22 protein-coding genes are annotated in these 26,012 nt (G+C 74.4%); 12 read left to right on the top strand and 10 right to left on the bottom strand.

Annotated features, from left to right (window positions below; all coding sequences use genetic code 11):
- Nucleotides 1–270 precede the first annotated feature (270 nt).
- Nucleotides 271–1,344 carry a C40 family peptidase gene (locus tag ACZ3YO_RS03770; protein WP_465564408.1) on the top strand — a complete coding sequence of 358 codons (1,074 nt, stop codon included), beginning with the start codon at nucleotides 271–273 and terminating at the stop codon, nucleotides 1,342–1,344.
- A 149-nt stretch (nucleotides 1,345–1,493) separates the two neighbouring features.
- Here ACZ3YO_RS03770 and ACZ3YO_RS03765 read toward each other — a convergent pair whose 3' ends face one another.
- A complete protein-coding gene (locus ACZ3YO_RS03765; RefSeq protein WP_465564405.1) occupies nucleotides 1,494–2,432 on the bottom strand; it encodes a TIGR01777 family oxidoreductase in 939 nt (312 codons plus the stop codon).
- 240 nt (nucleotides 2,433–2,672) lie between these two features.
- On the opposite strand from ACZ3YO_RS03765, the gene ACZ3YO_RS03760 reads away from it, so the two are divergent.
- From ACZ3YO_RS03760 to ACZ3YO_RS03750, 3 genes are all read left to right on the top strand, one after another.
- The gene (locus ACZ3YO_RS03760; protein ID WP_465564402.1) at nucleotides 2,673–3,551 is read left to right on the top strand and encodes a hypothetical protein; all 879 of its coding nucleotides are present in this window, start codon (nucleotides 2,673–2,675) and stop codon (nucleotides 3,549–3,551) included.
- A 400-nt stretch (nucleotides 3,552–3,951) separates the two neighbouring features.
- Nucleotides 3,952–5,784: an asparagine synthase (glutamine-hydrolyzing) gene (gene asnB, locus ACZ3YO_RS03755; protein ID WP_465564399.1), complete on the top strand. Its 1,833-nt coding sequence runs from the start codon at nucleotides 3,952–3,954 to the stop codon at nucleotides 5,782–5,784.
- Nucleotides 5,785–6,114: 330 nt separating this feature from the next.
- Entirely contained in the window at nucleotides 6,115–6,756 is a 642-nt protein-coding gene (locus ACZ3YO_RS03750; RefSeq protein ID WP_465565205.1) for a YoaK family protein, read from the top strand.
- Nucleotides 6,757–6,831: 75 nt separating this feature from the next.
- Here ACZ3YO_RS03750 and ACZ3YO_RS03745 read toward each other — a convergent pair whose 3' ends face one another.
- Together ACZ3YO_RS03745 and ACZ3YO_RS03740 are read right to left on the bottom strand one after the other, a co-directional pair.
- On the bottom strand, nucleotides 6,832–7,134 hold the full coding sequence (locus ACZ3YO_RS03745; protein ID WP_465564396.1) for a hypothetical protein: 303 nt from the start codon (nucleotides 7,132–7,134) through the stop codon (nucleotides 6,832–6,834).
- The gene (locus ACZ3YO_RS03740) at nucleotides 7,131–7,847 is read right to left on the bottom strand and encodes an Rv1733c family protein (RefSeq protein ID WP_465564393.1); all 717 of its coding nucleotides are present in this window, start codon (nucleotides 7,845–7,847) and stop codon (nucleotides 7,131–7,133) included. Before ACZ3YO_RS03740 ends, ACZ3YO_RS03745 begins: the two co-directional genes overlap by 4 nt.
- Nucleotides 7,848–8,299: 452 nt before the next feature.
- On the opposite strand from ACZ3YO_RS03740, the gene ACZ3YO_RS03735 reads away from it, so the two are divergent.
- The 3 genes from ACZ3YO_RS03735 to ACZ3YO_RS03725 are packed head-to-tail and all read left to right on the top strand — an operon-like array spanning nucleotide 8,300 to nucleotide 11,756.
- Complete coding sequence (locus tag ACZ3YO_RS03735; RefSeq protein ID WP_396323874.1) at nucleotides 8,300–8,824, top strand: PadR family transcriptional regulator; 525 nt, start codon at nucleotides 8,300–8,302, stop codon at nucleotides 8,822–8,824.
- On the top strand, nucleotides 8,821–9,531 hold the full coding sequence (locus ACZ3YO_RS03730; RefSeq protein WP_465564389.1) for an ABC transporter ATP-binding protein: 711 nt from the start codon (nucleotides 8,821–8,823) through the stop codon (nucleotides 9,529–9,531). Before ACZ3YO_RS03735 ends, ACZ3YO_RS03730 begins: the two co-directional genes overlap by 4 nt.
- Complete coding sequence (locus ACZ3YO_RS03725) at nucleotides 9,528–11,756, top strand: FtsX-like permease family protein (RefSeq protein ID WP_465564386.1); 2,229 nt, start codon at nucleotides 9,528–9,530, stop codon at nucleotides 11,754–11,756. Before ACZ3YO_RS03730 ends, ACZ3YO_RS03725 begins: the two co-directional genes overlap by 4 nt.
- Nucleotides 11,757–11,809: 53 nt before the next feature.
- Here ACZ3YO_RS03725 and ACZ3YO_RS03720 read toward each other — a convergent pair whose 3' ends face one another.
- Nucleotides 11,810–12,274 (bottom strand): nucleotide triphosphate diphosphatase NUDT15, encoded by a 465-nt coding sequence (locus tag ACZ3YO_RS03720; RefSeq protein WP_465564383.1) that lies wholly within the window; start codon nucleotides 12,272–12,274, stop codon nucleotides 11,810–11,812.
- A 20-nt stretch (nucleotides 12,275–12,294) separates the two neighbouring features.
- Nucleotides 12,295–13,791, bottom strand: a complete 1,497-nt coding sequence (locus ACZ3YO_RS03715; RefSeq protein ID WP_396323878.1) for an SDR family NAD(P)-dependent oxidoreductase — start codon at nucleotides 13,789–13,791, stop codon at nucleotides 12,295–12,297.
- A 295-nt stretch (nucleotides 13,792–14,086) separates the two neighbouring features.
- Between ACZ3YO_RS03715 and ACZ3YO_RS03710 the strand changes: the two genes are divergently transcribed.
- Nucleotides 14,087–15,526 carry a GuaB1 family IMP dehydrogenase-related protein gene (locus tag ACZ3YO_RS03710; RefSeq protein ID WP_465543768.1) on the top strand — a complete coding sequence of 480 codons (1,440 nt, stop codon included), beginning with the start codon at nucleotides 14,087–14,089 and terminating at the stop codon, nucleotides 15,524–15,526.
- Nucleotides 15,527–15,532: 6 nt separating this feature from the next.
- On the opposite strand, the gene ACZ3YO_RS03705 is transcribed toward ACZ3YO_RS03710, so the two are convergent.
- From ACZ3YO_RS03705 to ACZ3YO_RS03695, 3 genes are all read right to left on the bottom strand, one after another.
- Nucleotides 15,533–16,396: a DUF5995 family protein gene (locus tag ACZ3YO_RS03705; RefSeq protein ID WP_465564379.1), complete on the bottom strand. Its 864-nt coding sequence runs from the start codon at nucleotides 16,394–16,396 to the stop codon at nucleotides 15,533–15,535.
- 161 nt (nucleotides 16,397–16,557) lie between these two features.
- A complete protein-coding gene (locus ACZ3YO_RS03700) occupies nucleotides 16,558–16,953 on the bottom strand; it encodes a DUF3224 domain-containing protein (RefSeq protein WP_465564377.1) in 396 nt (131 codons plus the stop codon).
- A 124-nt stretch (nucleotides 16,954–17,077) separates the two neighbouring features.
- Nucleotides 17,078–18,169 (bottom strand): PP2C family protein-serine/threonine phosphatase, encoded by a 1,092-nt coding sequence (locus ACZ3YO_RS03695; RefSeq protein ID WP_465564374.1) that lies wholly within the window; start codon nucleotides 18,167–18,169, stop codon nucleotides 17,078–17,080.
- 165 nt (nucleotides 18,170–18,334) lie between these two features.
- Here ACZ3YO_RS03695 and ACZ3YO_RS03690 point away from each other — a divergent pair, with 165 nt between their 5' ends.
- From ACZ3YO_RS03690 to ACZ3YO_RS03675, 4 genes are all read left to right on the top strand, one after another.
- A complete protein-coding gene (locus ACZ3YO_RS03690; RefSeq protein ID WP_465564371.1) occupies nucleotides 18,335–19,327 on the top strand; it encodes a pseudouridine synthase in 993 nt (330 codons plus the stop codon).
- A 206-nt stretch (nucleotides 19,328–19,533) separates the two neighbouring features.
- Nucleotides 19,534–19,695 (top strand): hypothetical protein, encoded by a 162-nt coding sequence (locus ACZ3YO_RS03685; RefSeq protein WP_465564369.1) that lies wholly within the window; start codon nucleotides 19,534–19,536, stop codon nucleotides 19,693–19,695.
- Between the two features lie 71 nt (nucleotides 19,696–19,766).
- Complete coding sequence (locus ACZ3YO_RS03680; RefSeq protein WP_465564366.1) at nucleotides 19,767–20,612, top strand: SDR family NAD(P)-dependent oxidoreductase; 846 nt, start codon at nucleotides 19,767–19,769, stop codon at nucleotides 20,610–20,612.
- Nucleotides 20,609–21,676 carry an S-adenosylmethionine:tRNA ribosyltransferase-isomerase gene (locus ACZ3YO_RS03675; RefSeq protein ID WP_465564364.1) on the top strand — a complete coding sequence of 356 codons (1,068 nt, stop codon included), beginning with the start codon at nucleotides 20,609–20,611 and terminating at the stop codon, nucleotides 21,674–21,676. Before ACZ3YO_RS03680 ends, ACZ3YO_RS03675 begins: the two co-directional genes overlap by 4 nt.
- A 72-nt stretch (nucleotides 21,677–21,748) precedes the next feature.
- Here the strand turns inward: ACZ3YO_RS03675 and ACZ3YO_RS03670 are convergent, their stop codons facing one another.
- Both ACZ3YO_RS03670 and ACZ3YO_RS03665 read right to left on the bottom strand, forming a co-directional pair.
- A complete protein-coding gene (locus ACZ3YO_RS03670; protein ID WP_396323887.1) occupies nucleotides 21,749–22,165 on the bottom strand; it encodes a nuclear transport factor 2 family protein in 417 nt (138 codons plus the stop codon).
- 125 nt (nucleotides 22,166–22,290) lie between these two features.
- Nucleotides 22,291–25,977 carry a SpoIIE family protein phosphatase gene (locus tag ACZ3YO_RS03665; RefSeq protein ID WP_465564360.1) on the bottom strand — a complete coding sequence of 1,229 codons (3,687 nt, stop codon included), beginning with the start codon at nucleotides 25,975–25,977 and terminating at the stop codon, nucleotides 22,291–22,293.
- Nucleotides 25,978–26,012: the final 35 nt, after the last annotated feature.

Here is a 26,012-nt window from a genome sequence, read left to right as displayed (position 1 = left end):
TGCCACGGGTGGCGGCACCCGTGGTCGAGGCCGGTGTCACGGACCATGATCGACTGACCGGAATCGCCCGGAACGGGGGAATTGCGGAACCCCGCCCCTCAGCAGCCGAGGCCCTTCGAAGAGGGCGCACGGGGACGGCATCCCCGTGCGTGCCTGCTCGCCGTCGCCGTGCCTTTCGCGGCTCCCGGCGCCTCGAAGTGAACCCGCGAACGCCCCCTGGACGTTTCTCCAATGTCCCCTCCAGCGTCCCCCGAAGGAGAGCCCACCGCCATGGGAAAGCGCCGCAAGCCCAACCCCGCGAGCCGGGCCCGCCTGGCAGTCCTCACCACGGCCATGGCCGGCGGCGCGGTGCTCGCCTCCGGTACGGCCCACGCCGAGCCCGCCCCCACCCTCGCCTCCGTCAAGGAGCAGGTGGACCAGCTCAACCAGGAGGCCGAGCAGGCCACCGAGCGCTACAACGGCTTCCAGGCCAAGCAGCAGAAGCTCCAGGGCGAGGCCAACCGGATCCAGGAGAAGGTCGCCCGCGGCCAGGAGGCCATGAACGAACTGCGGGTCCGGCTCGGCGCGGTCGCCGCCGACCAGTACCGCAGCAACGGCATGGACCCGGGCGTCCAGCTCATGCTCGACTCCGACCCGGCCGCCTACCTGGCGCGAGCCTCGGTGCAGAACCAGGTCGCCGACTCCCAGACGAACCTGCTCAAGCAGGCCCAGGACGAACAGCGCAAGCTCGACCAGGACCGCACCGAGGCCGCGGCCACCCTCGCCGAGCTCGACACCGTCGGCGCCTCGCTCGGGGCGGAGAAGGGACAGGTCCAGACCAAGCTCGCCCAGGCGCAGGCCCTGCTCAACAAGCTCAGCGCCGCCGAGCGCGCCAAGATCAACGCCCAGGAGTCCGCCGACAAGGCCAAGGCCGCCGCCCAGCAGGCCGCCGCCGCCGACCGCGCCTCCCGCTCCGCCGAACGCCCCGGCACGAACACCCCGCCGCCGCCGGCCGCCGGTGGCCGCGCCGCCGCCATCGTCCAGTTCGCCTACGCCCAGCTCGGCAAGCCGTACGGCTGGAGCATGACCGGCCCCAACAGCTTCGACTGCTCCGGCCTCACCGGTGCCGCCTACCGCGCGGCCGACGTCAAGCTCCCCCGCATGTCCCAGGACCAGTGGAATGCCGGCACCCGCATCGCCCGCGGCGACCTCCAGCCCGGCGACCTGGTCTTCTTCTACGACGACCTGCACCACGTGGGCATCTACATCGGCGACGGCAAGATGATCCACTCCCCCCGCACCGGCAAGAACATCGAGGTCCTCCCGATCGGCGTCATGCCCTACATGGGCGCCGTCCGGCCGTAGCCGCCGCCGCCCGCCCGCCCGCGCTGCGGGTGCGGGGCGCAGGCGAACAGGTGGGGGAGGGCCGGGGCGGAGGCCGGCTCCGCCGCCCGTCGTCCGTCGCCCGCCGCCCGTCGCCCGCCGCCCGTCGTACGGGCAGGGCCTGGTGCCGGTCAGCGCCGCAGCCGGCGTGCGAGGTCGACGGCGGCCGCGGGCCAGTGCGGGTGCTCGAAGCCGAAGCCCGCGTCCTGGAGCCGTCCGGGCACCACCGAGCGGCTCTTGAGCAGCAGTTCGGTGTCCGAGCGGAGGGCGAACGCGCCGAGCTCGGCCATCCAGCGGGTGGCGGGGAGGCCGACGGGGATGCCCCAGGCCCGCCGGATCGCCCGCATGAACGCGCGCTGTGACAGCGGGTGCGGTGCGGCGAGGTTGACCGGGCCGGCCAGGTCGTCACGGTCGAGCAGGAACCGGACGGCGCGCACGAGGTCCCGGTCGTGGATCCAGGACATGTACTGCGCGCCGCCGTCGATCGGACCGCCGAGCCCGCACCGGGCCAGCCGCAGCATCAGGTCGAAGGCGCCGCCACGGTCGGGGCTCATCACCATGGCGGTGCGCAGCGCGACCCGCCGGGTGTCCGGGGTGGGGGCCTCCTGCTGGGTGCGCTCCCAGGCCCTGGCGATGTCGGCGCTGTAGTCCCAGTACCGGGGGACGTCCGGCTCGCCGCCGCCGAGGACGCCGCTCTCCTCGTCGTACGGGGTGCCGAAGTGGTGGGCGTAGATGGTGGCGGTGCTCATCTGCAGCCAGACCCGCGGCGGGCGCTTCGCGGCGGTGACGGCCTCGCCGACGACGCGGGCGGAGTCCACCCGGGAGTCCAGCATCTCGCGCTGGTTGGCGGGCGTGTAGCGGCAGTTGACGCTGCGCCCGGCGAGGTTGATCACGGCGTCGCTGCCGTCGACGGCCTCGGCCCAGCGGCCGAGGGTGCGGCCGTCCCAGTAGAGCTCGCGGTCGCGCTGCGGCCGCCGGGTGAGGATCAGGACGTCGTGACCCTCGGCGGTCAGGGCGCGGTCCAGGATGCGGCCGATCTGGCCGGTGCCTCCGGGTATGACGATTCTCATCAGGTTCCCCCCTCGAAGTGTTGTCTTTAGCTTAATACGAAAATGAACACGTTCAAAAGGGGGTGGTGTCCGGGTGGTGCCCTCCGGTGGAGGGTGGACCGTTTTGCGTGGTGCGGCCGGTTCGCACTAGGTTTCGACGCCGTCGACGCGGGCGGGCCGCAGGGGAGCTGACCATCGGTCATGCGGCCGGCCGCCCGGTCGTGTCGACAGGAACATCGCATCGGGGGAAGGAACAGTCAGTTGCGTACCAGCGGAACCAGCGGAGCCGGCGGCACCAAGCGTGGCCGTGGGACCACCGTCATCGCCAGGACGGCCGTCACCGCCGCCGCGCTCCTCTGCCTCGGCGCGCTGAGCGCCTGCGGACCGGACAACAGCGGCGGGCAGAACGCCGCCCCGGGCACCGCCGCCACCGCGGTCGGAACCACCGCCGCCACCGCGGCCGCCACCGCCCCGGCGAGCGGCGCCGCGCAGCCGTCGACCGGCGCGGCCAAGCCGTCCTCGGCCGGCCCCGCCGTCTCCAAGGACATCCCGGCCGGCGCCTGGATCAACCCGCGTGCCGTCCCGCTCGACGCGGTCTACAAGTGGCCGGCCCCGGCAGGCACCGCCAAGGGGGTGAGCGGCACTCCGGCCTTCAAGCTCCAGGAGCTGTGCCACTCCAAGCTGTCCCAGGACAACGAGAGCCTCGGCGCCGGCCGGGCCGCCGCCCAGTCCGTGATCGGGGTCGGCGGCGCCGACCAGTGGCAGGCCCAGCAGACCCTCCTCTACGAGGGTGACCCGCGCCCCAGCAGCGGCGTCGCGCAGAGCGCCTACGCGGTCTTCGGCGACCTCCGGGACGAGGTCAAGGCCTGCGCCAAGACCGTCCCCGGTGCCACCGTCAAGGTGACCAGCCCCGAGGACGGGAAGTACTTCGCGGCGACGGTGACCGTCCCGCAGGCCGGCGGCACCACCGTCACCCTGCACGAGTACCTGACCGCCCCGGACGGCACGGTGAACGAGCTGTCGCTCTGGACGGCCGGCAAGACCGGCGCCCAGCCCAAGGTCCCGTGGGCCGGCCCCGCCGAGGCCGATGTGGCCAAGGCGATGGACTCGGCGCTCTGCACCGCCCTCAAGGACTGCTGAGCCCGGGCGGGACCGGACGGCGATCAGCGGGGCGGCGAGCACCGGACGGCGAGCACCGGACGGAGTACGCCGGACGGAGTACGGCTGACGGCGAACAGCGGGCGGCGGGCGCGGGAAGCGCCCGCCGCCCGCTGTTCCACGCCCGCGTCCCCTGCTGTCCGTGCTCCCGGAGGAGGGCGGACCGTCGCGAGCGGGAGGAGGCGAAGGCGGTTCGTGTCCGACCTCGTACGGCATGGCCGGAAATGTGTCCGAATCGAGGGAACCCCGGGCCCCCGCCGCACGACTGGTGGACCGGGCGCCGACGGGCGGCCGTGCCGGGCCGGGAGCTCCGGGCGGACGGCGCGGTCCGCCCGCCCCGCCAGCCCGGTCCGACTCTGCCCGCCCCAAGGAGTGCACGCGCATGTGCGGAATCACCGGCTGGGCGTCCTTCCACCAGGACGTCCGCCACAGCGCCCCCGTCATCGAGGCGATGACCGCCACCATGGCCCTGCGCGGGCCCGACGCCGGCGGGGTCTGGCTCGGCGCCCACGCCGCGCTCGGCCACCGCCGCCTCGCCGTGATCGACATCGAGGGCGGCGCACAGCCCATGGCCGACCGCCGCGACCACCCGGGCGTCGTCCTGACCTACAGCGGCGAGGTCTACAACCACCACCAGCTGCGCGCCGAACTCCAGGCCAGGGGGCACCGGTTCGAGACCCGCAGCGACACCGAGGTGGTGCTTCGCGCCTACCAGCAGTGGGGCGACGCCCTGGTCGACCGCCTGGAGGGCATGTACGCCTTCGCCGTCTGGGACGAGCGGGCCGAGCGTCTGCTGCTCGTCCGCGACCGGCTCGGCGTCAAGCCGCTGTTCTGGGCGCCCGTCGGCGGCGGCCTCGCGTTCGGCTCCGAGCCCAAGGCGCTCTTCGCCCACCCCGAGATCACCCCGACCGTCGACGCGGACGGCCTGCGCGAGGCCTACAGCCTGCTCTTCAACACCGGCCCCACCGTCTGGGCCGGCGTCCGCGAGGTCCAGCCCGGCGGCCTGCTCGTCCTCGACCGGGACGGCATCCGGGAGCGGCGGTACTGGGAGCTGCAGGCCCGCCCGCACACCGACGACCTCGCCGCCACCACCGAGCAGGTCCGCTCGCTGGTCAACCGCGCCGCCCGCGCCCAGCTGGAGGCCGACGTCCCGCTCTGCAGCCTGCTCTCCGGCGGCCTGGACTCCACCGTCGTCACCGCGCTGGTCGCCGACGAACTCCGGCTGACCGAGGGCCCGCAGGCCAAGCTGCGCTCCTACGCCGTCGACTACAGCGACCAGGCCGAACAGTTCACCGGCGACGTGCTGCGCACCGGCCACGACACCCCGTACGCCGCCGAGGCCGGCGCCTTCATCGGCAGCGACCACTCCACCGTCGTCCTCGACCCGGCCGCCCTGCTCGACCCGGAGAACCGCCGGGCCGTCGTCGTCTCCCGTGACTCGCCGATCGGAGTCGGCGACATGGACACCTCGCTCTACCTGCTGTTCGGCGAGATCCGCAGGCACTCCACCGTCGCCCTGTCCGGCGAGGCGGCGGACGAGGTGTTCGGCGGCTACCCGTGGTTCCACACCCCCAGGGCGCTCGCCGCGCAGACCTTCCCCTGGCTGCTCGTCACCGGCGACGAGGCCGCCATGCCGATCAACCCGGACCTCGCCGCACACCTGCGCATCGGCGAGTTCCGCGACGACACCTACCGCACCGCGCTCGCGGCCGTCCCGCACCTGGACGACGAGAGCCCCGCCGAACACCGCCAGCGCGAGATGCAGCACGTCTCGCTCACCCGCTGGCTGCGCCAGCTGCTGCACCGCAAGGACCGCCTTTCGATGGCGCAGGGCCTGGAGGTCCGCGTCCCCTACTGCGACCACCGTCTGGTCGAGTACGCCTTCAACACCCCCTGGGCGATGAAGAGCCACGACGGGCGGGAGAAGAGCCTGCTCCGCTCCACCGGTCAGGGCATCGCGCCGGACTCGGTGCTCTGGCGGCCGAAGAACCACTACCCGACCACCCACCACGCCGACTACAACAGTGGCCTGCAGCGCCTCGCGCGCGAGGCGCTCGACGCGCCGCACGTGCGCGACATCGCCGACGAGACGGTCATCAAGGCCAGCCTCGACACCCCGGCCGAGCAACTGGAGTGGGGCCACCGGCTGCGCCTGGAGCGGGTCGTCGACCTCGCGCTCTGGCTCGACCACCACCGCCCGGCGCTCGCCGTCTGACGACCCGCCCGCGGCACCGCCCCCGTCCCGGACGCTCTCCCGGACGGGGGCGGTGCCGCTTCCGGGGCACGTGGCGGGGGCTCGGTGGTGGGGTGCGGTGGTGGGGCCGTGGTGGTCGGTCTCGGTGGCCGGGTGCCGGTTGGGGCAGGGGGGGGTCGGGCGCCGTGTCCGGGGACGGGGACGGGGACGTGGCGACCGGGGTTCGGCGCGCCCCGGAGGGCCGGGCGGGCGTAGAACGGACGGAGAGATCGCCGGGTGTCACCGGGCGCGCCGCACGACCGGAGGAGAACAGGCTTGAAGACCGACCCCCGCCACGGCCCGCTCGTCCCGATGCTGCTCGTGCTCACCGTCGTCACCGGGCTGGTCGACGCGGTCAGCTACCTCGCCCTCGGACACGTCTTCGTCGCCAACATGACCGGGAACGTCGTCTTCCTCGGGTTCGCCCTCGCGGGCGCACCCGGCCTCTCGGTGACGGCCGCGCTCGCGGCGCTGGCCGCCTTCCTCCTCGGCGCGCTCGCCGGCGGCCGGCTCTGCGAACGGCTGCCCGGCAACCGGGGGCGGCTGCTGGTCGTCTCCGCCGTCGTCCAGGCCGTCCTGCTGGCCGGCGGAACGGCCCTCGCCGCGCTGGCGGGGCACACCGCCGACCCGGTCCGTTACCCGCTGATCGGCCTGCTCGGCTTCGCGATGGGCCTGCAGAACGCCGTCGTCCGCCGTATCGGGGTGCCGGACCTCACCACCACCGTCCTCACCATGACCATCACCGTCCTCGCCGCCGACCGGTCCGGCCCCCGCAGACTGGCCTCGGCTATCTGGATGTTCGGCGGCGCCCTGCTCGGGGCGGTGCTCGTCCTGCACGCCGACGTCCCGGCCGCGCTGGCCCTCGCCCTCGCCCTGCTCGCCGCCGTCGCGGCCTTCGCCCATCACGCCTCGCTCACCCAACCCGCCTGGGTGGACCCGGACGGCGCGCCCTGACGGACCGGTGGGTCCTGAGGGACCGGCGCGCCCTGACGGACCGGCGGCCCCCGACGGGCCGCCGGGCCCAGCGGGTCACTCCACCTGGCGCGCGTCCGGCGCCTGCCCCGGCCGGTGCGGCCGGCCGACGTCGGCCCTGGCCTGTTCCGCGGCGATCAGGGGGCCGACCACGTCCTCGATCGTGCGGTGCGAGATCTCCGCGAACGCGCGGACCCAGTCCACGAGTTCGGCCGGCGTCCGGAGGGTGGGGCGGCGCGTCGCCCCGGCCCCGGGATCGCCGGCACTCCCGGGAAGCCCGGCAGCCCCGTCCTGCGGCTCCCAGAGGCGGGCGGTGAGCCGGCCGGTGGTGAAGGCGATGAGCACGGGGGTCTCCGTCATTCGTCCTGCGGCCCGCCGGGGCTGCTGGTGGTGCGGCCGCTCCACCTGGGTTCGTGCCGGGCCCAGGACTCCTCCCAGGCCCGGTCGGCCTGCCGGTCGAGGACGCGCAGGCGTAGTGCGAGGGCGCCGCCGAGTGCGGTGGCGACGGCGAGGAAGCCGGCGAGTCCGGCGCAGACGGCGTCGGCGATCAGGCCGTTCCTGGTCGTGGGCGGAGCGGTGGGGGTGCCGGCCCCGTCGAGCCAGAGGGTGACGGTGGAACCGGCGGTGGTGGTGTGGCGGACCTCGATCGCGCCGGTGCGCGGCTGCCCGTCGGGGGCCGTCCAGGTGGCCTCGGCGGTGAGCAGGTTCTGGTAGTCGCCGGTGCGGCGGGCGCTCGTCGTGGCACCGGGCCGGTCGACGCTCTGGACGACGGCGTCGACCGGGTGCAGGCGGGCGCGGTCGGCGGCCGCCGACCGCGCGGTGGCCTGGTAGCCGAGCAGCGCACCGGCTACGGCGGCCACGAGGGCGAGGAGGACACCCAGCGCCGCCGCGAGCCGTGCGCGACTGCGGGAGCGGTCCAGCGGGCGGTCGAGCGGCAGGTCGAGCGCCCGGCCGAGGGGCCCGCCCAGCGGCCGCGCCGAAGCGGCGGGGCGCGCGCCGAGGGCCCGCCGCAGCTCCCGGCCGACTCGCCGCGGCAGCGACCCGGGCCTGGCCGGGCGGGGTGTGCTGGACACGATGCGCGCTCCTCGGGGTACGCGGGGCAACGGTGCGGGGCGATGGTGCGAGGCGCCCGGTCGGGGCACCCCCGCCGGATGCCCGGACTGCCACAGCCGGCGGTACTGCGGGCATCCAATCTCCCTCCGCTCCCCGCGTGCGCACAAGAGCGTGTGGGCCCGCACCACCCGGGGTCCGGCCCGCGAACCGGGACGTTCGGCCCTCGGCGGGGGAGGGGCGGACGGGGCAGGCTGGGAGTGGTCGCGCCCTCCGAGTGCCGGGGCGCGGCAGGTCCGGCGTGCTGTGGGGGCGTGCCGGACCGTGGTGCGGGGCGGGGGGCGGACGTGGGGCCGCCTCCCGCTCGCGCCGTCCGAACGCTTCCGCCCTAACGCCTCGCTCACGTCTTCGCAGGTCACGGCTGTATTCTCGCCAACTATACACTCGGAGTATACGCCTGATGTATGGTCATCTCATGAGTGTTCCTTTGACCCTTCTCGGGCTGCTGGAGCGAGAGCCGAGCCATGGCTACGACCTCAAGCGCGACTACGACGCCTTTTTCGGGCGGGGCAAGCCCCTGCCGTACGGTCAGGTCTACGCCACGCTCGGCCGGCTGGCGCGGGACGGCAAGGTCGTGGCCGGCGAGGCGGAGCCCGGCGACGGGCCCGAGCGCAAGCGCTACGTGATCACCGACGCCGGTGTGACGGAGTTCGAGCACTGGCTCACCGAGCCCGTCTCGCCCGAACCGAACCTGCAGACGGTGCTCTTCACCAAGGTCGTGCTGGCCCTGATGCTCGGCCGCGACGCCGAGGTCTACCTCGACACCCAGCGCGCCGCCCACATGCGGCGGATGCGCGAACTGACCGACCTGCGCCGCAACGGAGCGCTGGTCGACGCCCTGCTCGCCGACCACGGACTCTTCCACCTGGAGGCCGACTTGCGCTGGATCGACCTGACCACCGCCCGCCTGGACGCGCTGGCCGAGGCGGTGCGGTCGTGACGCTGCTGATCGAGGCCCACGACATCACCCTCGCCTTCGGCGAGACCCCCGCCCTGCGCGGGGCGAGCCTGGCCGTCCACGCCGGCGAGGTGCTCGCCATCATGGGCCCCAGCGGCTCCGGCAAGTCCACCCTGCTGCACTGCCTGGCCGGCATCCTCACACCCGACTCGGGAGAGGTCCGCTTCGACGGGCAGCGGATCGACACCATGGGCGAGGCCCAGCGCAGCGCCCTGCGCCGTGACAGGTTCGGCTTCGTCTTCCAGTTCGGCCAGCTCGTCCCGGAGTTGACCGCCGAGGAGAACGTCGCACTGCCGCTGCTGCTGAGCGGCACCAGGCGGGCGGCGGCCCTGGCCGAGGCCCGGCCCTGGTTCGCCAGGCTCGGCCTGGACGGCATGGAGCGGCGCCGCTCCGGCGAGCTGTCGGGCGGTCAGGCGCAGCGCGTCGCGCTGGCCCGCGGGCTGGTGGCGCGGCCGCAGGTGCTGTTCGCCGACGAGCCGACGGGCGCGCTGGACTCGCTCACCGGCGAGCAGGTGATGGAGCTGATGGTCGGCGCCGCGCGCGAACAGGGCACCACCGTCATCCTGGTCACCCACGAGCCGCGGGTCGCCTGCTACGCCGACCGCGAGGCGATCGTCCGGGACGGCAAGGCCACCTCGCTCTCGGCGGGACCGGCGGCCGACCGCGCGGCGGAACGGATCACCTCGTGATCCACTTCGCACTGCGCCTCGCCGTCAGCGGCGGGCGGGAGGCCGTGGCCCGGCTGGTGATGATCGCGGCGGCCGTGGCGATCGGCGTCGGCCTGCTGCTCTCGACGCTGGCGAGCATCAACGCCGTCGGCAAGTCCAACGAGCGGGTGCTGTGGACCAACAGCGGTGCGGCGAGCCGGACCGAGACCGCGCCGGTGGACCCGCTCTGGTGGTGGGACCACGGCGACTACTTCGACGGCAAGGAGATCTTCCAGCTCGACGTCGCCGCCACCGGGCCGACCGCGCCCGTCCCGCCCGGTCTCGACAAGCTGCCCGCGCCCGGTGAGTACTACGCCTCGCCCGCGCTCGCCGAACTGCTGCGCAAGACCCCGGCCGTCGAGCTGGGCGACCGCTTCCCCGGCCGGATGGCCGGAATCCTCGGCGACGGGGCACTGCCCTCCCCGGACTCGCTCTACCTGATCGAGGGCCGCACTCCGGCGGAGATCGAGCACATGCCCGGGGCGAGCAAGGTCACCACCATCGCCACCGCTCTCCCGCCCTCCTGCGACAACGACTGCCCGGGGCTGGGCACGCGCGGCGACGCCATGACGCTGATCCTCTCCGTGGTGGCCGGCGCGCTGATCTTCCCTGTGGTCATCTTCATCGGCACCGCGACCCGCCTCTCCGCCGCCACCCGCGAGCAGCGCTACGCCGCGATGCGGTTGGTCGGCGCCACCCCGCGGCAGGTTTCGGTGATCTCGGCGGCGGAGTCCACCGTGGCCGCGGTGGCCGGCACGGTCGTCGGCTTCGGTCTCTTCCTGCTGCTGCGCCCACTGGTGGCGACCGTCCCGTTCACCGGTGACCGGTTCTTCGCCGAGGACCTGACACTCACTCCGCTCCAGATGGCGGCCGCGGCGCTGGGCGTCCCGGTGGCGGCGGCGGTCGCGGCGCGGCTGGCGCTGCGGCGGGTCACCATCTCCCCGCTGGGTGTCACCCGCCGGGTCACCCCGAAGCCGCCCAGTCACTGGCGGGTGGTCCCGCTGCTGGCCGGTCTGGCCGAGCTCGGTTACTTCGTCAACCGGCGCCCGGACACCACCAACGGGCAGACCGCGGCCTATCTGACCGGCTTCTTGGTGATCATGCTCGGCCTGGTGATCGCCGGACCCTGGCTCACCATGGTTGGCGCCCGCGCCGTCGCGCTGCGCACCAGCCGCCCTGCCACGCTGATCGCCGTCCGGCGGCTCGCGGACGACCCGAAGGCGGGCTTCCGCTCGGTCGCGGGTCTGGTCCTCGCCCTCTTCGTCACCACGGCGACGGTCTGCATCATCGGCACCATCAACGAGAACCGGGGCACGCTCAGCGGGGACCCGGAGACCCGGACCGCGGTCGAGCAGAGCAGCATGGTCGACGAGCCCGCGATGACGGGCGCCGTTCCGGCGCAGCTGCTGGCGGACCTCCGGGCGGTGCCCGGCTTCCACGGCCTCGCGCTGGGCCACGACAACCCGCAGGGGCTCGGCGCGCTGCCGGGTGAGCGCCCCGGGTTCTCCCCGAGCCTGGTGCTCTGCACCGAGCTCGCGCAGGTCCCGGTGGTGGGCCGGTGCCCGGCCGGCGCGAGCGTCGTCGGCGTTCCGCAGTGGGGTTTCATGAGCCTGCGCTCCACCTCCGGGTTCGAGTGGCCGGCCGCACCCGTCTCCGCAGAGGAGGCGGCCAGGCTGCCGGTGCGCAGTATCTACGTGACCACCGACGGCTCCGCCGCGGCCAAGGAGCAGACCCGGACGTTGCTTACCAAGGCTTACCCGGGGTACGGGCCCCGGACGGTGGGCGACTGGGGCTCCGCCCAGCAGAAGCAGCTGTCAGGCTGGAGGCAGCTGGCCAACGTGGTGCTGCTGACCACCCTGCCGATCGCCGGGTGCAGCCTGGCGGTGAGCGTGGTCGCGGGCCTGACCGACCGCAAGCGGCCGTTCGCCATGCTGCGGCTCACCGGTGCGCCGCTCGGCCTGCTGCAACGGGTGATCGGCCTGGAGAGCGCGCTGCCGTTGCTCCTGGTGTCGGCGCTCTCGATCGGGACGGGCTTCTCGGCGGCGGCCATGTTCCTCAAGTCGCAGATGAACTACGACCTGGTGTCGCCGGGCACGCTGTACTACGTGCTGACCGCGGTCGGCCTGGTGGCCTCGCTCGGGATCATCGCCTCGACGCTCCCGCTGCTGAAGCGGAGCACAGGCCCGGAGGCGGCCCGCAACGGCTGAACCCGCCGCGGTCACCGCACGCGCACCGCGCCCGACCCGCAGCGGCTACCCCGTCACCTGCTTCCGCCGGTGACGGGGTACGCGTACGTCCCGGCCCGGAGCGCCGAGGGGGCGTCCGGCAGCCAGCTGCCCAGCACCAGCGCGGACGGGTAGAACATCGGCCCGGGCAGCGCGTCGAGCGGGAACCGCTCCCAGCCGGCGCACGCGTGCGGCTCGGTGACCTCGGCGGCGGCCAGGCTCGGCGGCGCGAGCACGGCCGCGGTGAGCCGGGGGCGGCCCAGCTCGTGGTCGAGCAGCACTGCCAGCACCCGCATCCGTTCGGCCGGCAGCACGATGCCGGTCTCCTCGGCCAGCTCCCGGGCGGCGGCCTGTTCGAAGGACTCGCCCGGGTCGTCCACCTTGCCGCCGGGCAGGCTCCAGGTGGGTGGCTCGCCGGCGGTGATCCGGCGGCCGAGCAGGACCCGGCCGTCCCCGGTGGGCACGATGACGCCGGCGCCGAGCAGTGGTGCGGTGGTCAACTCGGTTTCTCCTTGCGGGGCTACCAGGCGGCGCGGTCGAAGTCCTTGAGGAAGCAGCCGTAGAGGTCCTCGCCCTGCTCGCCGCGGACGATCGGGTCGTACACCCGGGCCGCGCCGTCGACCAGGTCGAGCGGGGCGTGGAAGCCCTCGTCGGCCAGGCGCATCTTGTCCGGGTGCGGGCGCTCGTCGGTGATCCAGCCGGTGTCGACGGCGGTCATCAGGATGCCGTCGGTCTCGAACATCTCCTGCGCGCTGGTGCGGGTGAGCATGTTCAGCGCGGCCTTGGCCATGTTGGTGTGCGGGTGGCCGGCGCCCTTGTAGCCGCGCTGGAACACGCCCTCCATCGCGGAGACGTTGACCACGTACTTGCGGCGGGACGCCGAGGCGGCCATCGCCGGGCGCAGCCGGCTGATCAGGATGAACGGCGCGGTGGAGTTGCAGAGCTGCACCTCCAGCAGCTCGACCGGGCCGACCTCGTTGACGGTCTGCACCCAGCTGTTGGTGGGCGCGAGGTCGGGCACCAGGCCGCCGGCGTCGATCGCGGTGCCGGCCTCGATCCGGGCGGGCGTCGCGGAGCCGGTGACCAGCGCGAGCGAGGTGACGTCCTCGGCGGACAGCCGCTCCTGGGCGCCGGTGGCCTGCGCGGGCAGGGCCGGCAGGTCCACGCTGCCGCTGCCGAAGCGGCCGATGGTGGTGGACTGCGGCAGCTCGCCGGCCGGCAGCGGGGCCGACTCGGCGTTGACCAGCTCGCGGTAGGACTCCGGCGGGCGGCGCACGGTCTGCGCGGCGTTGTTGATCAGGATGTCCAGCGGGCCGTCCGCGGCGACCTCGTCGGCCAGCGCCATCACCTGGGCAGGGTCGCGCAGGTCGATCCCGATGATCTTCAGCCGGTGCAGCCAGTCGGCGCTGTCCGGCATCGCGGTGAAGCGGCGGATGGCGTCGTTGGGGAAGCGGGTGGTGATGGTGGTGTGGGCGCCGTCGCGGAGCAGCATCAGCGCGATGTACATGCCGATCTTGGCCCGGCCGCCGGTGAGCAGCGCGCGCTTGCCGGTGAGGTCGGCGCGGGCGTCGCGGCGGGCGCGGTTCTTGACCGCGCAGGCCTGGCAGAGGTTGTGGTAGAAGGCGTCCACCTCGACGTACCGCTGCTTGCAGGTGTAGCAGGAGCGGGGGCGCTCCAGGATGCCGGCGATCTCGGTGGTGGTGACGGTGGTCAGGCCGAAGGCGCCGGCCGTCTCGTCGTCGATCCGGGTCGGCGCGCCGGTGGCCGTCCGGGCGGTGACGGCGCGGTCGTTGGCGGTCTTGCGGGCCCGGGTCTCCTGGCGGCGGCGCTGCTTGAGCGTGCGGAATATGCCGCCGACCGCCTGGCGGACGGTGATCGCGTCCGGGTGGTCGACGTGCAGTTCGTCCAGCTCGGCGAGCACGTCGAGGCAGAGCCGCAGCCGCTCCGGGTCGAGGCCGGGACCGTAGTCGATCTCCTCCTCGGACCCCTCGGTGCCGTTCTCCTGCTGGATGTCCACGCCCGCCGTCATCGCCCGCTGCCGCTTTCCTGGATTGCCTCGCCGTTACCGCGTGAATGCTACGGGAGCGGCCCCGGCCGGGGCGAAAAGCCGATCACTTGGAGAAACCTCCAAGCCTGCGGGTCCCCAGGTGATCATGGTTTGTGCACTGCGCCAGCAATCGTCCTCGAACTGGCTTTTGCCCCCACCGTGCCGGAGAATCGAATGTTGGGTGCGGGGCGCCCGAGTGCGCCCCGCGGCCTCGCCGCAACCGCACCCGAGGTGTACCTTCTCCCAGCCAGAGAGCCCTATCTTCATGCGCTTCCTGAACGACCTCAAGCCCTCGTACGACCTCACGTACGACGACGTCTTCATGGTCCCCAGCCGCTCCGCCGTGGGCTCCCGGCAGGGTGTCGACCTCTCCTCGAACGACGGCACCGGCACCACGATCCCGCTCGTCGTCGCCAACATGACCGCCATCGCCGGCCGCCGGATGGCCGAGACCGTCGCCCGCCGCGGCGGCCTGGTCGCCATCCCGCAGGACATCCCCACCGACGTGATCGCCGACGTCATCGGGTGGGTCAAGCAGCGCCACCTGGTGCACGACACCGCCATCACCCTCGACCCCGGTGCCACCGTCGCCGAGGCGCTCTCGCTGCTGCCCAAGCGGGCGCACGGCGCGCTGGTCGTGGTCGAGGACGGCCGCCCGGTCGGCGTGGTCACCGACTCCGACTGCCAGGGCGTCGACCGCTTCACCAGCCTCGCCGACGTCATGTCGCGCGACCTGCTGCTGCTCGACGAGGGCATCGACCCGCGCGCCGCCTTCGACCGGCTCAGCGAGGCGCACCGCAAGCTCGCCCCGGTCGTGGACGCCGAGGGCAAGCTCGTCGGCCTGCTGACCCGCAAGAACGCCCTGCGCGCCACCCTCTACACCCCGGCCGTGGACGCGCGGAACCACCTGCGGATCGCCGCCACCGTCGGCATCAACGGCGACGTGGCCGGCAAGGCCAAGGCCCTGATCGAGGCCGGCGCCGACGTGCTGGTCGTCGACACCGCGCACGGCCACCAGGAGTCGATGATCAGCGCGCTGCGCGCGGTGCGCGGGCTGGACCCGCAGATCCCGATCGTGGCCGGCAACGTGGTCTCCGCCGCGGGTGTCCGCGACCTGGTCGAGGCGGGCGCCGACATCCTCAAGGTCGGCGTCGGCCCCGGCGCCATGTGCACCACGCGGATGATGACCGGCGTCGGCCGCCCGCAGTTCTCCGCCGTGCTGGAGTGCGCCGCCGAGGCGCGCAGGCTCGGCAAGCACGTCTGGGCCGACGGCGGCGTCCGCCACCCGCGCGACGTCGCGATGGCGCTGGCCGCCGGCGCGTCCAACGTGATGATCGGCTCCTGGTTCGCCGGCACCTACGAGTCGCCCGGCGACCTCCAGACCACCGCCGACGGCCGCCAGTACAAGGAGAGCTTCGGCATGGCCTCGGCGCGCGCGGTGAGCAACCGCACCGCCCAGGACTCCACGTACGACCGGGCCCGCAAGGCGCTGTTCGAGGAGGGCATCTCGCACTCCCGGATGTTCGTCGACCCGGTCCGCCCCGGCGTCGAGGACCTGATCGACTCGATCGTCGCCGGTGTCCGCAGCTCCTGCACCTACGCGGGCGCCTCCAGCCTGGAGGAGTTCCACGAGAAGGCCGTGGTCGGCATCCAGAGCGCGGCCGGCTACGCCGAGGGCAAGCCGCTGCACTCCAGCTGGGCCTGATCCCGCTCAGCGCACGGCCGGCCGGTTCCTCGCCTCGGGGAGCCGGCCGGCCGTTCCGCTGTCCGCGCGGTGGAACCGTGTGCCGTCCGGGCGGGGACCGTCGGAGCACATGCCGGCGGACCGGGTGTCGTGCGGGCGGGCCTCCTGCGAGCACGCCTCCTGGGAGCGGGGCCCGTCCGTTCGGGTGCCGTGGAACCCCAGCGGGGTGAGCAGCGCCCGGCCGAGCAGGCCGACAGAGGTGTCCAGCGCGGCGGTGAGCGCCGCAGCGGCGCACGGCACCTCGCGCAGCTCCCAGAGTGCGCCGACGCTCGCCCAGGCCGCGTCCCGGGCGGCATCCACCGACCAGGCGCCCACCCGGTGCGTCAGCGGCTCGGCCCGCTCCAGCACGTCCGGCCCCGGCATCAGCTGCTCCCGCACGGCCGTCTCCACCGCGGCGAGCAGGCCGTTGATCCGGTGGTAGTCGGCGGCGAGCTGCCCGGGCGTGCGGCCGAGCCGGTGGCAGGTGTCGATCACGGCGAGCGGCAGGTCGTGCTGGATGTGGGCGTTCATCCCGGCCAGCGCGAACTGCAGGGGGTGGACCCCCGGCTCCGCCCGCAGGTCGAACAGCGGCCGCCAGCAGGCCGGCGGCCGCCGCCCCGCCGCGACGGCGTCCACGGCCAGCAGGTACCGCCCGGCGAACACCACGTCCAGCTCGGCCATCGCGGCCGGGTCGGCGAAGTACCGGCGTCCGAGGTGGCGGCGGACCGCCTCCGTCACGGTGAGGTACATCCGGTTGAAGACCGCGACACCGTCGCCGTGCGGGAGGCCGGCGCCGATCCCGCGCAGCCGGTGGATCACGTCGTCGACCGCGTGCGCCATGTTCCGAGCCATCCGTCACCTTCCGCGATCGACCGTTGACCGATCGCATCATCGTGACAGTGGCGGGCCAGGCGCCGCCGACGCCGCGCAGGCACTCGCGCCGGCGCACCGGCCCGGCCCGGTCCGACCCGGCCCGGCCCGGTCCGGATCGGCTCGTGTCGGACCGGCCCGGATCAGCCCAGCTCGTACTCCAGGGCGTAGCTGTGCCTGCCCTCGTCGTCCACGATCAGCTCGAACGTGCCCGTGATCCCCTCCAGCTCGCCCGCGCCGGTGCCCGCCAGCACCCGGATCGCCAGCCGCTCGCCCCGGCTGTCCGGCGCCGTGTGCTGGAGCACGAAAGAGCCCTTGCGGCCGTCCAGCTCACCGGTGAAGTGCTCCATCGCGACGTACCCGGCCGGGGCGCCCGAGCCGCCCAGCACGGAGAGCATCCGCACCACGCTGCTGCCCGTCAGGCCGCCCGTGAACTCCTTGGCCATCCGGACCCGGCCGAGCGTCGCGCCCGCTCGTTCGTCCGTCTCCTCCGGCTCGAACGCCGTCACCTCGAACGCCCCGCCCGTCTTGATCCCCATGACACCGTCCCCTCGACGAACCTGCCCGTGGACGGCGCTCCGCCGACCGCACCGACAGCGTTGCACACGGCACTGACAGTGGCGGCCGACCGAGGCGGGACGGTCGCGGAGCGGGCCGAGCCGCTCAGCGTTCCCAGCGCAAAGCCAGCAGGGCCGCGTCGTCGGCCAGGCCGGCGACGTCCACCCAGGCGCGGACCTCCGCCAGCAGCTCGTCCAGCACGTCCTCCGGGCTCCCCGCGGACGCCCCCGTCAGCCGCTCCGCCAACGGGAAGAACCGGCCCTCCGCGTTCCGGGCCTCCGACACGCCGTCGGTGTAGAGCAGCAGCAGGTCACCCGCCCGGGGCTCGAAGCCGCCCGCCCGGTAGCTCCCGCCCATCAGGTCGAGCAGCCCCAGCGGCGGGGCGTGCTGCGGCGGCTCCAGCTCGCTCACCCGGCCCGCCGTGCGCAGCAGCGGGTGCGGATGGCCGCAGTTGACCAGCTGCGCCGCGCCGCCCGCCGGGTCCACCCCCAGCAGCAGCGCCGTGACGAACCGCTCGTTCACCGGGCGGCTCGCCAGCGCCGAGTCCAGCCGCTCCGCCACCCGGGCCAGCTCCGGCTCCGTGCGGGCCGCCTCCCGGAACACCCCCAGCACGTCCGCCGCCGTCTCCACCGCCGGCAACCCGTGCCCCTGCACGTCCCCCAGCAGGATCCGGATCCCGTACGGGCCCTGCGCCACCTCGTAGAGGTCCCCGCCGATCCGCGCCTCGGCGGCCGCGGCGACGTACCGCACCGCCACCCGCAGCGGCCCGAGCCGCTCCGGCGGCGGCCGCAGCAGCGCCCGCTGCGCCGCCTCGGCCACCGTGCGGACCTGGAAGAGCTCGCGTTCCCGCGAGGCCACCAGCACCACGTTCCCGGCGCTGGCCAGCGTGGCGGCGAGCACGGTGATCAGCGCGGTCAGGTGGACGGAGACGGGCAGGCCGCGGTTGGTGACCTCCAGCAGGCCGACCGCGACGATGGCGGCCGCCCCCGTGAGCAGCGGCACCCGGGCCCGCCGGGTGGTCGCCCCGGCCAGCACCGGCGCCACCGCGAGCACGGGGGAGAGGGTCGTCCCCGGCCCGGACACCAGGTCGGCCACCACGGCCGCGACCAGCAGGAGGTACGCGCCGGCGAGCAGCAGCCTCGTTCGCCGCGGCAGGTGCAGCGGCGGCACCGCGTCCTGCGGTCGGTCGACGGTCACGCGTACGCCTCCAGCGGGGTCGGCGGGGGCCTCACCGTCCACTCTCCACCGCGGCGGCCGGCATCGGCACGTCGGACGGGGGCGCCCCGCCCTCCCGCCGACCGCCCCGGCCTCCCCTTGGCCGCCCCGGGGTGCCGGCGACGGCCCGGATAGGCTGGCGGCGAGATGAGACGCAAGAGCAAGCCGGTCGCCCCCCTTCCACAGCGCCGTGGGGTGGACCCGGTGCACCTGCGGCTGCCCGTCGAGGGGCCCTGGCCGACGGTGCGCGCGTACCTGGCCGAGCGGCTGCCCACGGTGGCGCCGGAGCGGATCGACGCGCTGCTGCACGGCCGCGAGATCGTCGGCCAGGGCGGGCCGATCGGGCCGGACGAGCCGTTCCGGCCGGGGGCGCACCTCTGGCTCTACCGCGAGTTGCCGGACGAGGTCCCCGTCCCGTTCGAGGTGGCGGTGGTGCACCGCGACGAGCACCTCGTCGTGGTCGACAAGCCGCACTTCCTGGCCACCACCCCGCGCGGCCGGCACGTCGTGGAGACGGCGCTCTCCCGGCTGCGGCACTCGCTGGACCTCCCCGCCCTCAGCCCGGCCCACCGGCTGGACCGGCTGACGGCGGGCCTGGCGATGTTCGTGGTGCGCCCCGAGGAGCGCGGCGCCTACCAGACGCTCTTCCGCGACCGGCTGGTCCGCAAGGAGTACCGGGCGATCGCGCCGTACGACCCGGCGCTCGCGCTGCCGCGCACCGTCCGCAGCCACATCGTCAAGGAGCGCGGCGTGATCGCGGCCAGGGAGCTGGACGCCCCGCCGAACAGCGAGAGCCGGATCGAGCTCGTCGAGCACCGCGACGGCCTCGGCCACTACCGGCTGCTCCCGCTCAGCGGGCGCACCCACCAGCTGCGGTTGCACATGAGCGGCCTGGGCCTGCCGATCCTCGGCGACCCGGTGTACCCGCTGCTGCTGCCGGAGGCGGCCCCGGACGACTTCCGTCGTCCGCTGCAACTGCTCGCCTCCACCGTCGAGTTCACCGACCCGCTGACCGGCCGCCCGCGCCGCTTCGAGAGCCGCCGCACGCTCGCCGCCTGGTCGGACCCGGCCGCCTGGGCGGGCCCGGAGGGATGGCCGGAGGGCCGGGAGCACCCGGCCACCGTGCCCGACGCGCCGTAGGGCGCGTCCGACGGTTCGCGTCGCGCGCCCGGCGGCAACTGCCTGACACGCCCCGGGCCCGGGCGCGGCGAGCGACGCGGCCGCGCACCGGCTGCTGCGGTACTACGTCGACGGGGCCAGCGACGCGGACGTGCACCTGAGCCCCGGCGCGCACGGCGACGCGACGACGTTCCGGGACCGCGCCGGGGGAGTCCGAGTCGACGCCGATGGAGGCCAAGGCGCTGAAGGGGCTTGCGATCAGCCGGGCCACGGCCGGCCACCCCGCCGCCGAGGTCCGGTCCGCGTACGAGGCCTCGGCGGACGCCTACCGGCGTACCGGCGACGACACCGGGGCGGCGCGCGTTCTCGGCCTCCTGATCCAGCCCTAGGCCCAAGGGACGACCCGGTCCCGGGCCGGGTGGCCGATCCGGCGGCGGCCGTCCGGGGCGATCGTGGTGCCATGAACACCGCATCGCAGCACACCGCCCAGCCCGTCGCCCAGGACACCGCCCAGCCCGTCGCAGTGATCACCGGCGCCTCGCGCGGCCTCGGTCTGGCGCTCGCCAGGGCGCTGGCCGCCGCCGGCTGGCAGCTGGTGATCACGGCGCGCGACCGGGCCGCGCTCGCCGCCGCCGAGGCCGAGCTGGCCGCCGTCACCAAGGTCACCGCGCCGGCCGGTTCGGTCGTCGACGACGACCACCGCGCGCGCCTGGCCGAGGCCGCTGCCGCGCTCGGCGGCGCGACGCTCCTGGTCAACAACGCCGGCACGCTGAACGGTTCGGACGCGGGCGGCGAGCCGCTGCCCCGGCTCGCCGACGTCCCGCTTCCCGACCTGCTGGAGATGTTCGAGGTCAACGCCCTCGCGCCGATCGCCCTGACCCAGCTCCTGTTGCCGCAGCTGCGCGCGCACTCCGGCGCCCTGCTCAACATCAGCTCCGACGCGGCCGTCGAGGCCTACGAAGGATGGGGCGGATACGGCGCGAGCAAGGCCGCGCTGGACCACGCCTCCGCCGTACTGGCCCGGGAGGAGCCGCAGTTGCACGTCTGGGCGGTCGACCCGGGCACCATGCGGACCAGGATGTACCAGGAGGCGTGCCCGGGCGAGGACATCTCCGCCGAGCCGCTGCCGGAGGCCGTCGCCCCTGCCCTGCTCGGTCTGCTCCGCGACCGTCCCGCCTCCGGCCGCTACCGGGCCGCCGACCTGCTCGCCGTCACCGACACGGCCACCGACACCGTGGCCACTGCCACGGCCACTGCCACTGCCACGGCCCCTGCCACCGCAGCCACTGCCCAGAGTGACCGATGACCGCACTCACCGACCCCGGGATCGACGTCACCGTCCCGCCCGAACTCTCCGCCCGCGCACCCGCGGAGGCTCGCGGGACCGCCCGCGACGGCGTGCGGATGCTGGTCGGCCGCCGCGACGGCACCGCCGTCGAGCACCGCCGGTTCACCGACCTGCCCGCGGTGCTGCGCCCCGGCGACCTCCTGGTGGTCAACAACTCGGCCACCCTGCCCGCCGCGCTGGCCGGCCGGCTGCCGGACGGCGGCCCCGTCGCGCTGCACCTCTCCTCCGCCCAGCCCGACCAACGCGGCTCCTTCCTGGTGGAGTTGCGCCGGCCGGCACCCGGCGAGGCCGCCGACTACTACCCGCCGGAGGAGTCCCCGGCCCGCCCGGGGCTGCGGGTGGCGCTGCCGGGCGGCGGCTCGGCCGAGCTGGTCGAGGCGTTCACCGCCCGCCTCTGGCACGCCCGACTCGACCTACCCGCACCGCTGCTGGGCTATCTGGCCCGCCACGGCAAGGCCATCCGGTACGGCTACGTGGACGGCGACTGGCCGATCGAGGCGTACCAGACGGTCTTCGCAGCCGTCCCGGGCAGCAGCGAAATGCCCAGCGCCGCCCGACCGTTCACCGCCGAAGTGGTGGCCCGGCTGGCCGGCCGCGGGGTGCTGGTCGCGCCGATCACCCTGCACACCGGCGTCGCCTCCCCCGAGGCGCACGAGGCCCCGTACGCCGAACGGTTCCAGGTGCCGGCCGCCACCGCCCGCCTGGTCGGCCACGTCCGGTCCGGCGGCGGCCGGGTGATCGCGGTCGGCACCACCGCCGTCCGTGCCCTGGAGTCGGCCGCCGCTCCGGACGGCACCGTCCACCAGGCCGACGGCTGGACGGAGTTGGTGATCACCCCCGAGCGCGGCGTCCGTGCCGTGGACGGCCTCCTCACCGGCTGGCACGAGCCCCGCGCCTCCCACCTGCTCATGCTCGCCGCCGTCGCCGGCCGCCCCCTGCTGCAGCGCTGCTACGCGGAGGCGGTCCGCCACCGCTACCTGTGGCACGAGTTCGGCGACGTCAACCTGCTGCTGCCCGACTAGGGCCGGCCAGGACCTGGGCGCGATCGCCCGGGGAGGGCCACCCAGCGGCTCCCGGGCGGCCCGGACAGGGGCTCAGGCGGACCGGTCCGCGAACAGCGTGAGAGCCGCGTGGTGGGTGTCCAGGTACTCGCGCACCGCCGTGATCAGGCCGTTCTCGACGGTGAAGATGCCCAGGCACTGGTTGTCGTACGCGCTGCCGTCGGCCGCCGTGCCCTTGGCGGTCCACTCGGCGACCACCTGCGGGCCGTCCGCCAGCAGGCCGGTGAGGGTCACCTGCGGGGCGCCGTCGGGGGCGAACAGGGTGCCCACCGAGCCGAGGAAGTCCTCGACGATGGCGTCCCGGCCGCTCCAGACGCGCGACAGCGGCAGGTTGCCGGGGTAGGACCACGTGGCGTGCTCGGCGAACGAGGCCACCGCGGTGGGGAGGTCGCCGGTCGCGATGGCGGTGACGTAGCGCTCCACGACGGTACGGGGGTCGAGCTGGTCCATGGTCTGCTCCTGGTGCTCGGGATCGGTCGTTCTGCCGGGACCAAGCCAAGCTCCTCGGGGTGCGCGCGGGCGAACAACCGCACGGCGGCGGCGACAAACGGCGGTTGTCGTGCCTGGTCGGCGGGTCAGCGGGCCGGCGTGCCCGGCGGCAGCTCCAGTTCGAACCAGACCACCTTGCCGTCCCGGGTGCGCCGGCTGCCCCAGCGGTGGGCGAGCTCGTTGACCAGGTGCATGCCGCGCCCGCCCTCGTCCTCCTCGCGGGCGCGCCGCATCCTGGGCGACTCAGCGTCCCGGTCGGCGACCTCGACGGTGAGAAGCCGGTTGTAGAACAGCCGTAGCTGGGTGGGGGATCCGGCATGCACCAGGGCGTTGGTGATCAGCTCGCTGGTGAGCAGCTCGGCCCAGTCGGCGAGCGGGGCGAGCCCCCAGCCGATGAGCGTGTCGCGGGTGAACCGGCGCGAGTGCGCGACCATCGCATGGTCGTCGGTGAGCGGCAGGGTGGCGATCCGGTCCGAGCCGGCCGGCCGGACCTGCGCCAGGATGATCGCGATGTCGTCCTCGCTGGTGCGGCCGGTGAGCTCGGCCAGGACGGCGTCGCAGGTCTGCTCCAGCGAGCGGCGCCGGTCGGCGATGGTCCGGCAGAGCTGGTCCAGGCCCTCGTCCAGGTCGCGGCCCCGGCGCTCGACCAGTCCGTCGGTGTACAGCGCCAGGATGCCCTCCTCCGGGAGCGTGAACTCGACGCTCTCGAAGGGGACCCCGCCGACCCCCAGCGGGGCCCCCGGCGGCAGGTCGAGCAGCCGGGCTCCGCCCTCGGCGTCGGCCACCACCGGCGGCAGGTGGCCCGCGCAGGCGGCGGTGCAGTGCCGGTCCACCGGGTCGTACACCACGCAGACGCAGGTCGCGAACTGGCCCTCGCCGAGCGCCGTGGTCGCCTCGTCCAGCCGGTGCAGCACCCGCGCCGGATCCAGTTCAAGCGTGATCAACGTACGGGCCACCGTGCGAAGTTGGCCCATCGTCGCGGCGGCCCGGATGCCGTGGCCCATCACGTCGCCGACCACCAGCGCGACCCGACCCGAGGAGAGCGGCACGACGTCGAACCAGTCGCCGCCGACCTCGCTGACCACGCTGCTCGGCAGGTACCGGTAGGCGATCTCCAGGCCCAGCGTACGGTGGATCTCCTGCGGCAGCAGGCTGCGTTGCAGGGTGAGCGCGGTGTCCCGCTCGCGTCGGTAGAGCCGGCCGTTGTCCATCGCCAGGGCCGTCCGGGCGGCCAGCTCCTCGGCCAGCGCCCGGTCGGCCTGGCCGAACGGCACCTGGTTGCGGATCCGGATGAACTCCGCGCCCCCCAGCACCAGTCCGCGCGCCAGCAGCGGCACCATCAGGTACGAGTGCACCCCGGCCTCCAGGCCCGGCTGCACCCGGTCCGGCGAGGCGACGATCCGCCGCAGCGCCGCCTCGTCCACCTCCGACACCAGGATCGAGCGCCCCGTCCGCAGGCTCTCCGCATACACCCGTGCGGACTGGGAGTTGGCGCCGACCTGGTCGGCGGCGCCCGCCAGCACCCCGCGCGCGTTGGCCTCGCCGACGGCGACCGCCCGCAGCAGTACCGTGCCGTCGTCCGGGACGGGGCTGGGCTCGTCGCCGCTCAGCACCGCCTCGCGCAGGTCGACGGTGACGAAGTCGGCGAAGCGCGGGATCACCACCTCCACCAACTCCTCGGCGGTGCGGTGCAGATCCAGGGTGGTGCCGATCCGGGTGCTGGCCTCGTTGAGCAGCGACAGCCGCTGCTGCGCCGCCCACGCCTCGTCCAGGGCGCGCTGGCGGGCGGCCGCCGCGTCGCGCTCCCGGGTGAACAGCAGCGCGTTGTCGATCGACACCGCCGCCCGCACCGCCAACTCCCCGGCCAGCGCCAGATCGTCGTCCTCGTACGGCCGCTCCACCACCGTCCGGTAGAACGCGGCGACACCGACCGGCGAGCCCCGGGCGATCAGCGGCACCACCATGAACGAGCGCACGTTCTGCTTCCTGGCCGCGGCCGTGCGGACGGGGTCGTCGGTGAACCAGGCCATGCCCGCCGCGTCCATCCGCGGCACCAGCACCGGCTTGCGGTGCGCCAGGCTCCACGCATACGGCGATCCCGGCCGGAACCGCTGCACCCCGTCGGTGCGGTCGATCGGCTCCAGCGTCGAGCCGTGTGCCGAGTGGAAGGCCATCCGGCGCAGCACGGCCGAACCGTCCGCCAGCGGGCGGGCCTCGCGCTCGCCGCGCACGAGGTCGTCCAGCACCTCCACCACGACCGTGTCGGCCAGCCGGGGCGTCGCCACCTCGGCCAGCTCCTTGGCGGTCTGGGCGAGGTCGAGCGTGGTGCCGATCCGCGCCGAGGCGGAGTTGACCAGCGCCAGCCGCTCCTGCGCGGCCTTCGCCTCGCGCAGCGCCTGCTGCCGGGCCAGCACGGTCTGGTGCTGGCGCAGGTAGAGCCGGGCGTTGTCGATCGCCACGGCGGCCCGCAGGGCCAGCTCGTCACCGAGCGTGATGTCGGCCTCGACGAAGGACTCCCGCTCGCCGCGCCGCGAGTACACCACCATGCCCAGCGTGGTGCCGCGCGCCACCAGCGGAGTGATCCGCACGGAACGCGGCCGGTCGCCGAGATACGCCTGGCGGCGGCTCTCCGAGAGCCCCTGGCTCAGCAGCGGCAGCTCCCAGGACGGAACCACCACGGTTCGCCCGGTCGCCAGCGCCCGCGCGTACGGCGAGTCCGGCGCCACCTCGTACACCGTGTCCACCGGCAGCGCCTCGGCCGGGTAGAGCGGGTCGGTGGTGGCGAGCGCCAGGCGGCGCACCAGCTGCGCGGTGGACGGGTCCAGCGGCTCCACGTTGCGCCCCGCGACCAGGGCCTCCAGGGCGAACACGCCGCTGATGTCCGCGACCCTGGGCACCATGGCGTCGGCCAGCTCGCGCGCGGTCTGCCGCAGGTCCAGCGTGGTGCCGATCGACGCGGTGGCGTCCACCAGAAGCGACAGCCGCTCCTGTGCCCGCGCCGCCCTGGCGTCCGCACGGAACCGCTCCGTGATGTCGATGACCGTCGAACTCACCCCGAGGACCTGCCCGGCCGGGTCCTCCAAGCGGAAGTACGAGGCCGACCAGGCGTGATCGTGCTCCGGATCGCCCCGGGTGCGGCCGTGCGAGCGCGAGTCCACCACCGGCTCGCCGCTCTCCAGCACCTGCCGCATCACCGCCTCGCTCTCCTCGCCGTTGATCCCGGGCAGCAGCTCGCTCAGCCGGTGGCCCACGTGCGCCGCGGCGGGCAGGCCGTTCACCCGGGCCAGCGCGTCGTTCAGCCGGACGAAGGCGAGCCGGGTGTCGAACACGCCCATCCCGACCGGGGACTGCGTGAAGAACCCGTCGAGGACGGCGAGATCCGCCTGGATCCGGCGCAGCGTCGTCACGTCGGACGCCACCGCGAGCACCAGCGGGCTGCCGCCCGGTCCCGAGATCGGGTGGGTGCGGAATTCAAGATTGACGAGGTGCCCGTCCCGGTGCCGGACGGGGAACACACCCGACCAGCCGCGGCCGTCCAGGATCTCCTGGAACAGCTCCAGCACCTCCGGCCGCTGCTCGTCCGAGGCCAGCAGCTGCGCGGCCCGCGCGCCGATCGCCTCCTCGGCCGTGTAACCGAGCAGTGCCTCGGCGTCGTTGCTCCAGTGCAGGATCCGGCCGTCGGCCTCGATCAGCGCGGTCGCGATCGGCACCATCAGCAGGGCATCCTGACGCGGCCGCTTGGGCTCGCCGGCATCACGCTGCTCGTTCACCATGGCCAGAGAACCGCCCGGAGATCGTTTCCACCAGC

Source organism: Kitasatospora sp. NPDC022785, assembly GCF_055561295.1.
The sequence above is the reverse complement of the archived record's forward strand: the minus strand, read 5'-3'. Positions and strand labels throughout refer to the sequence as shown.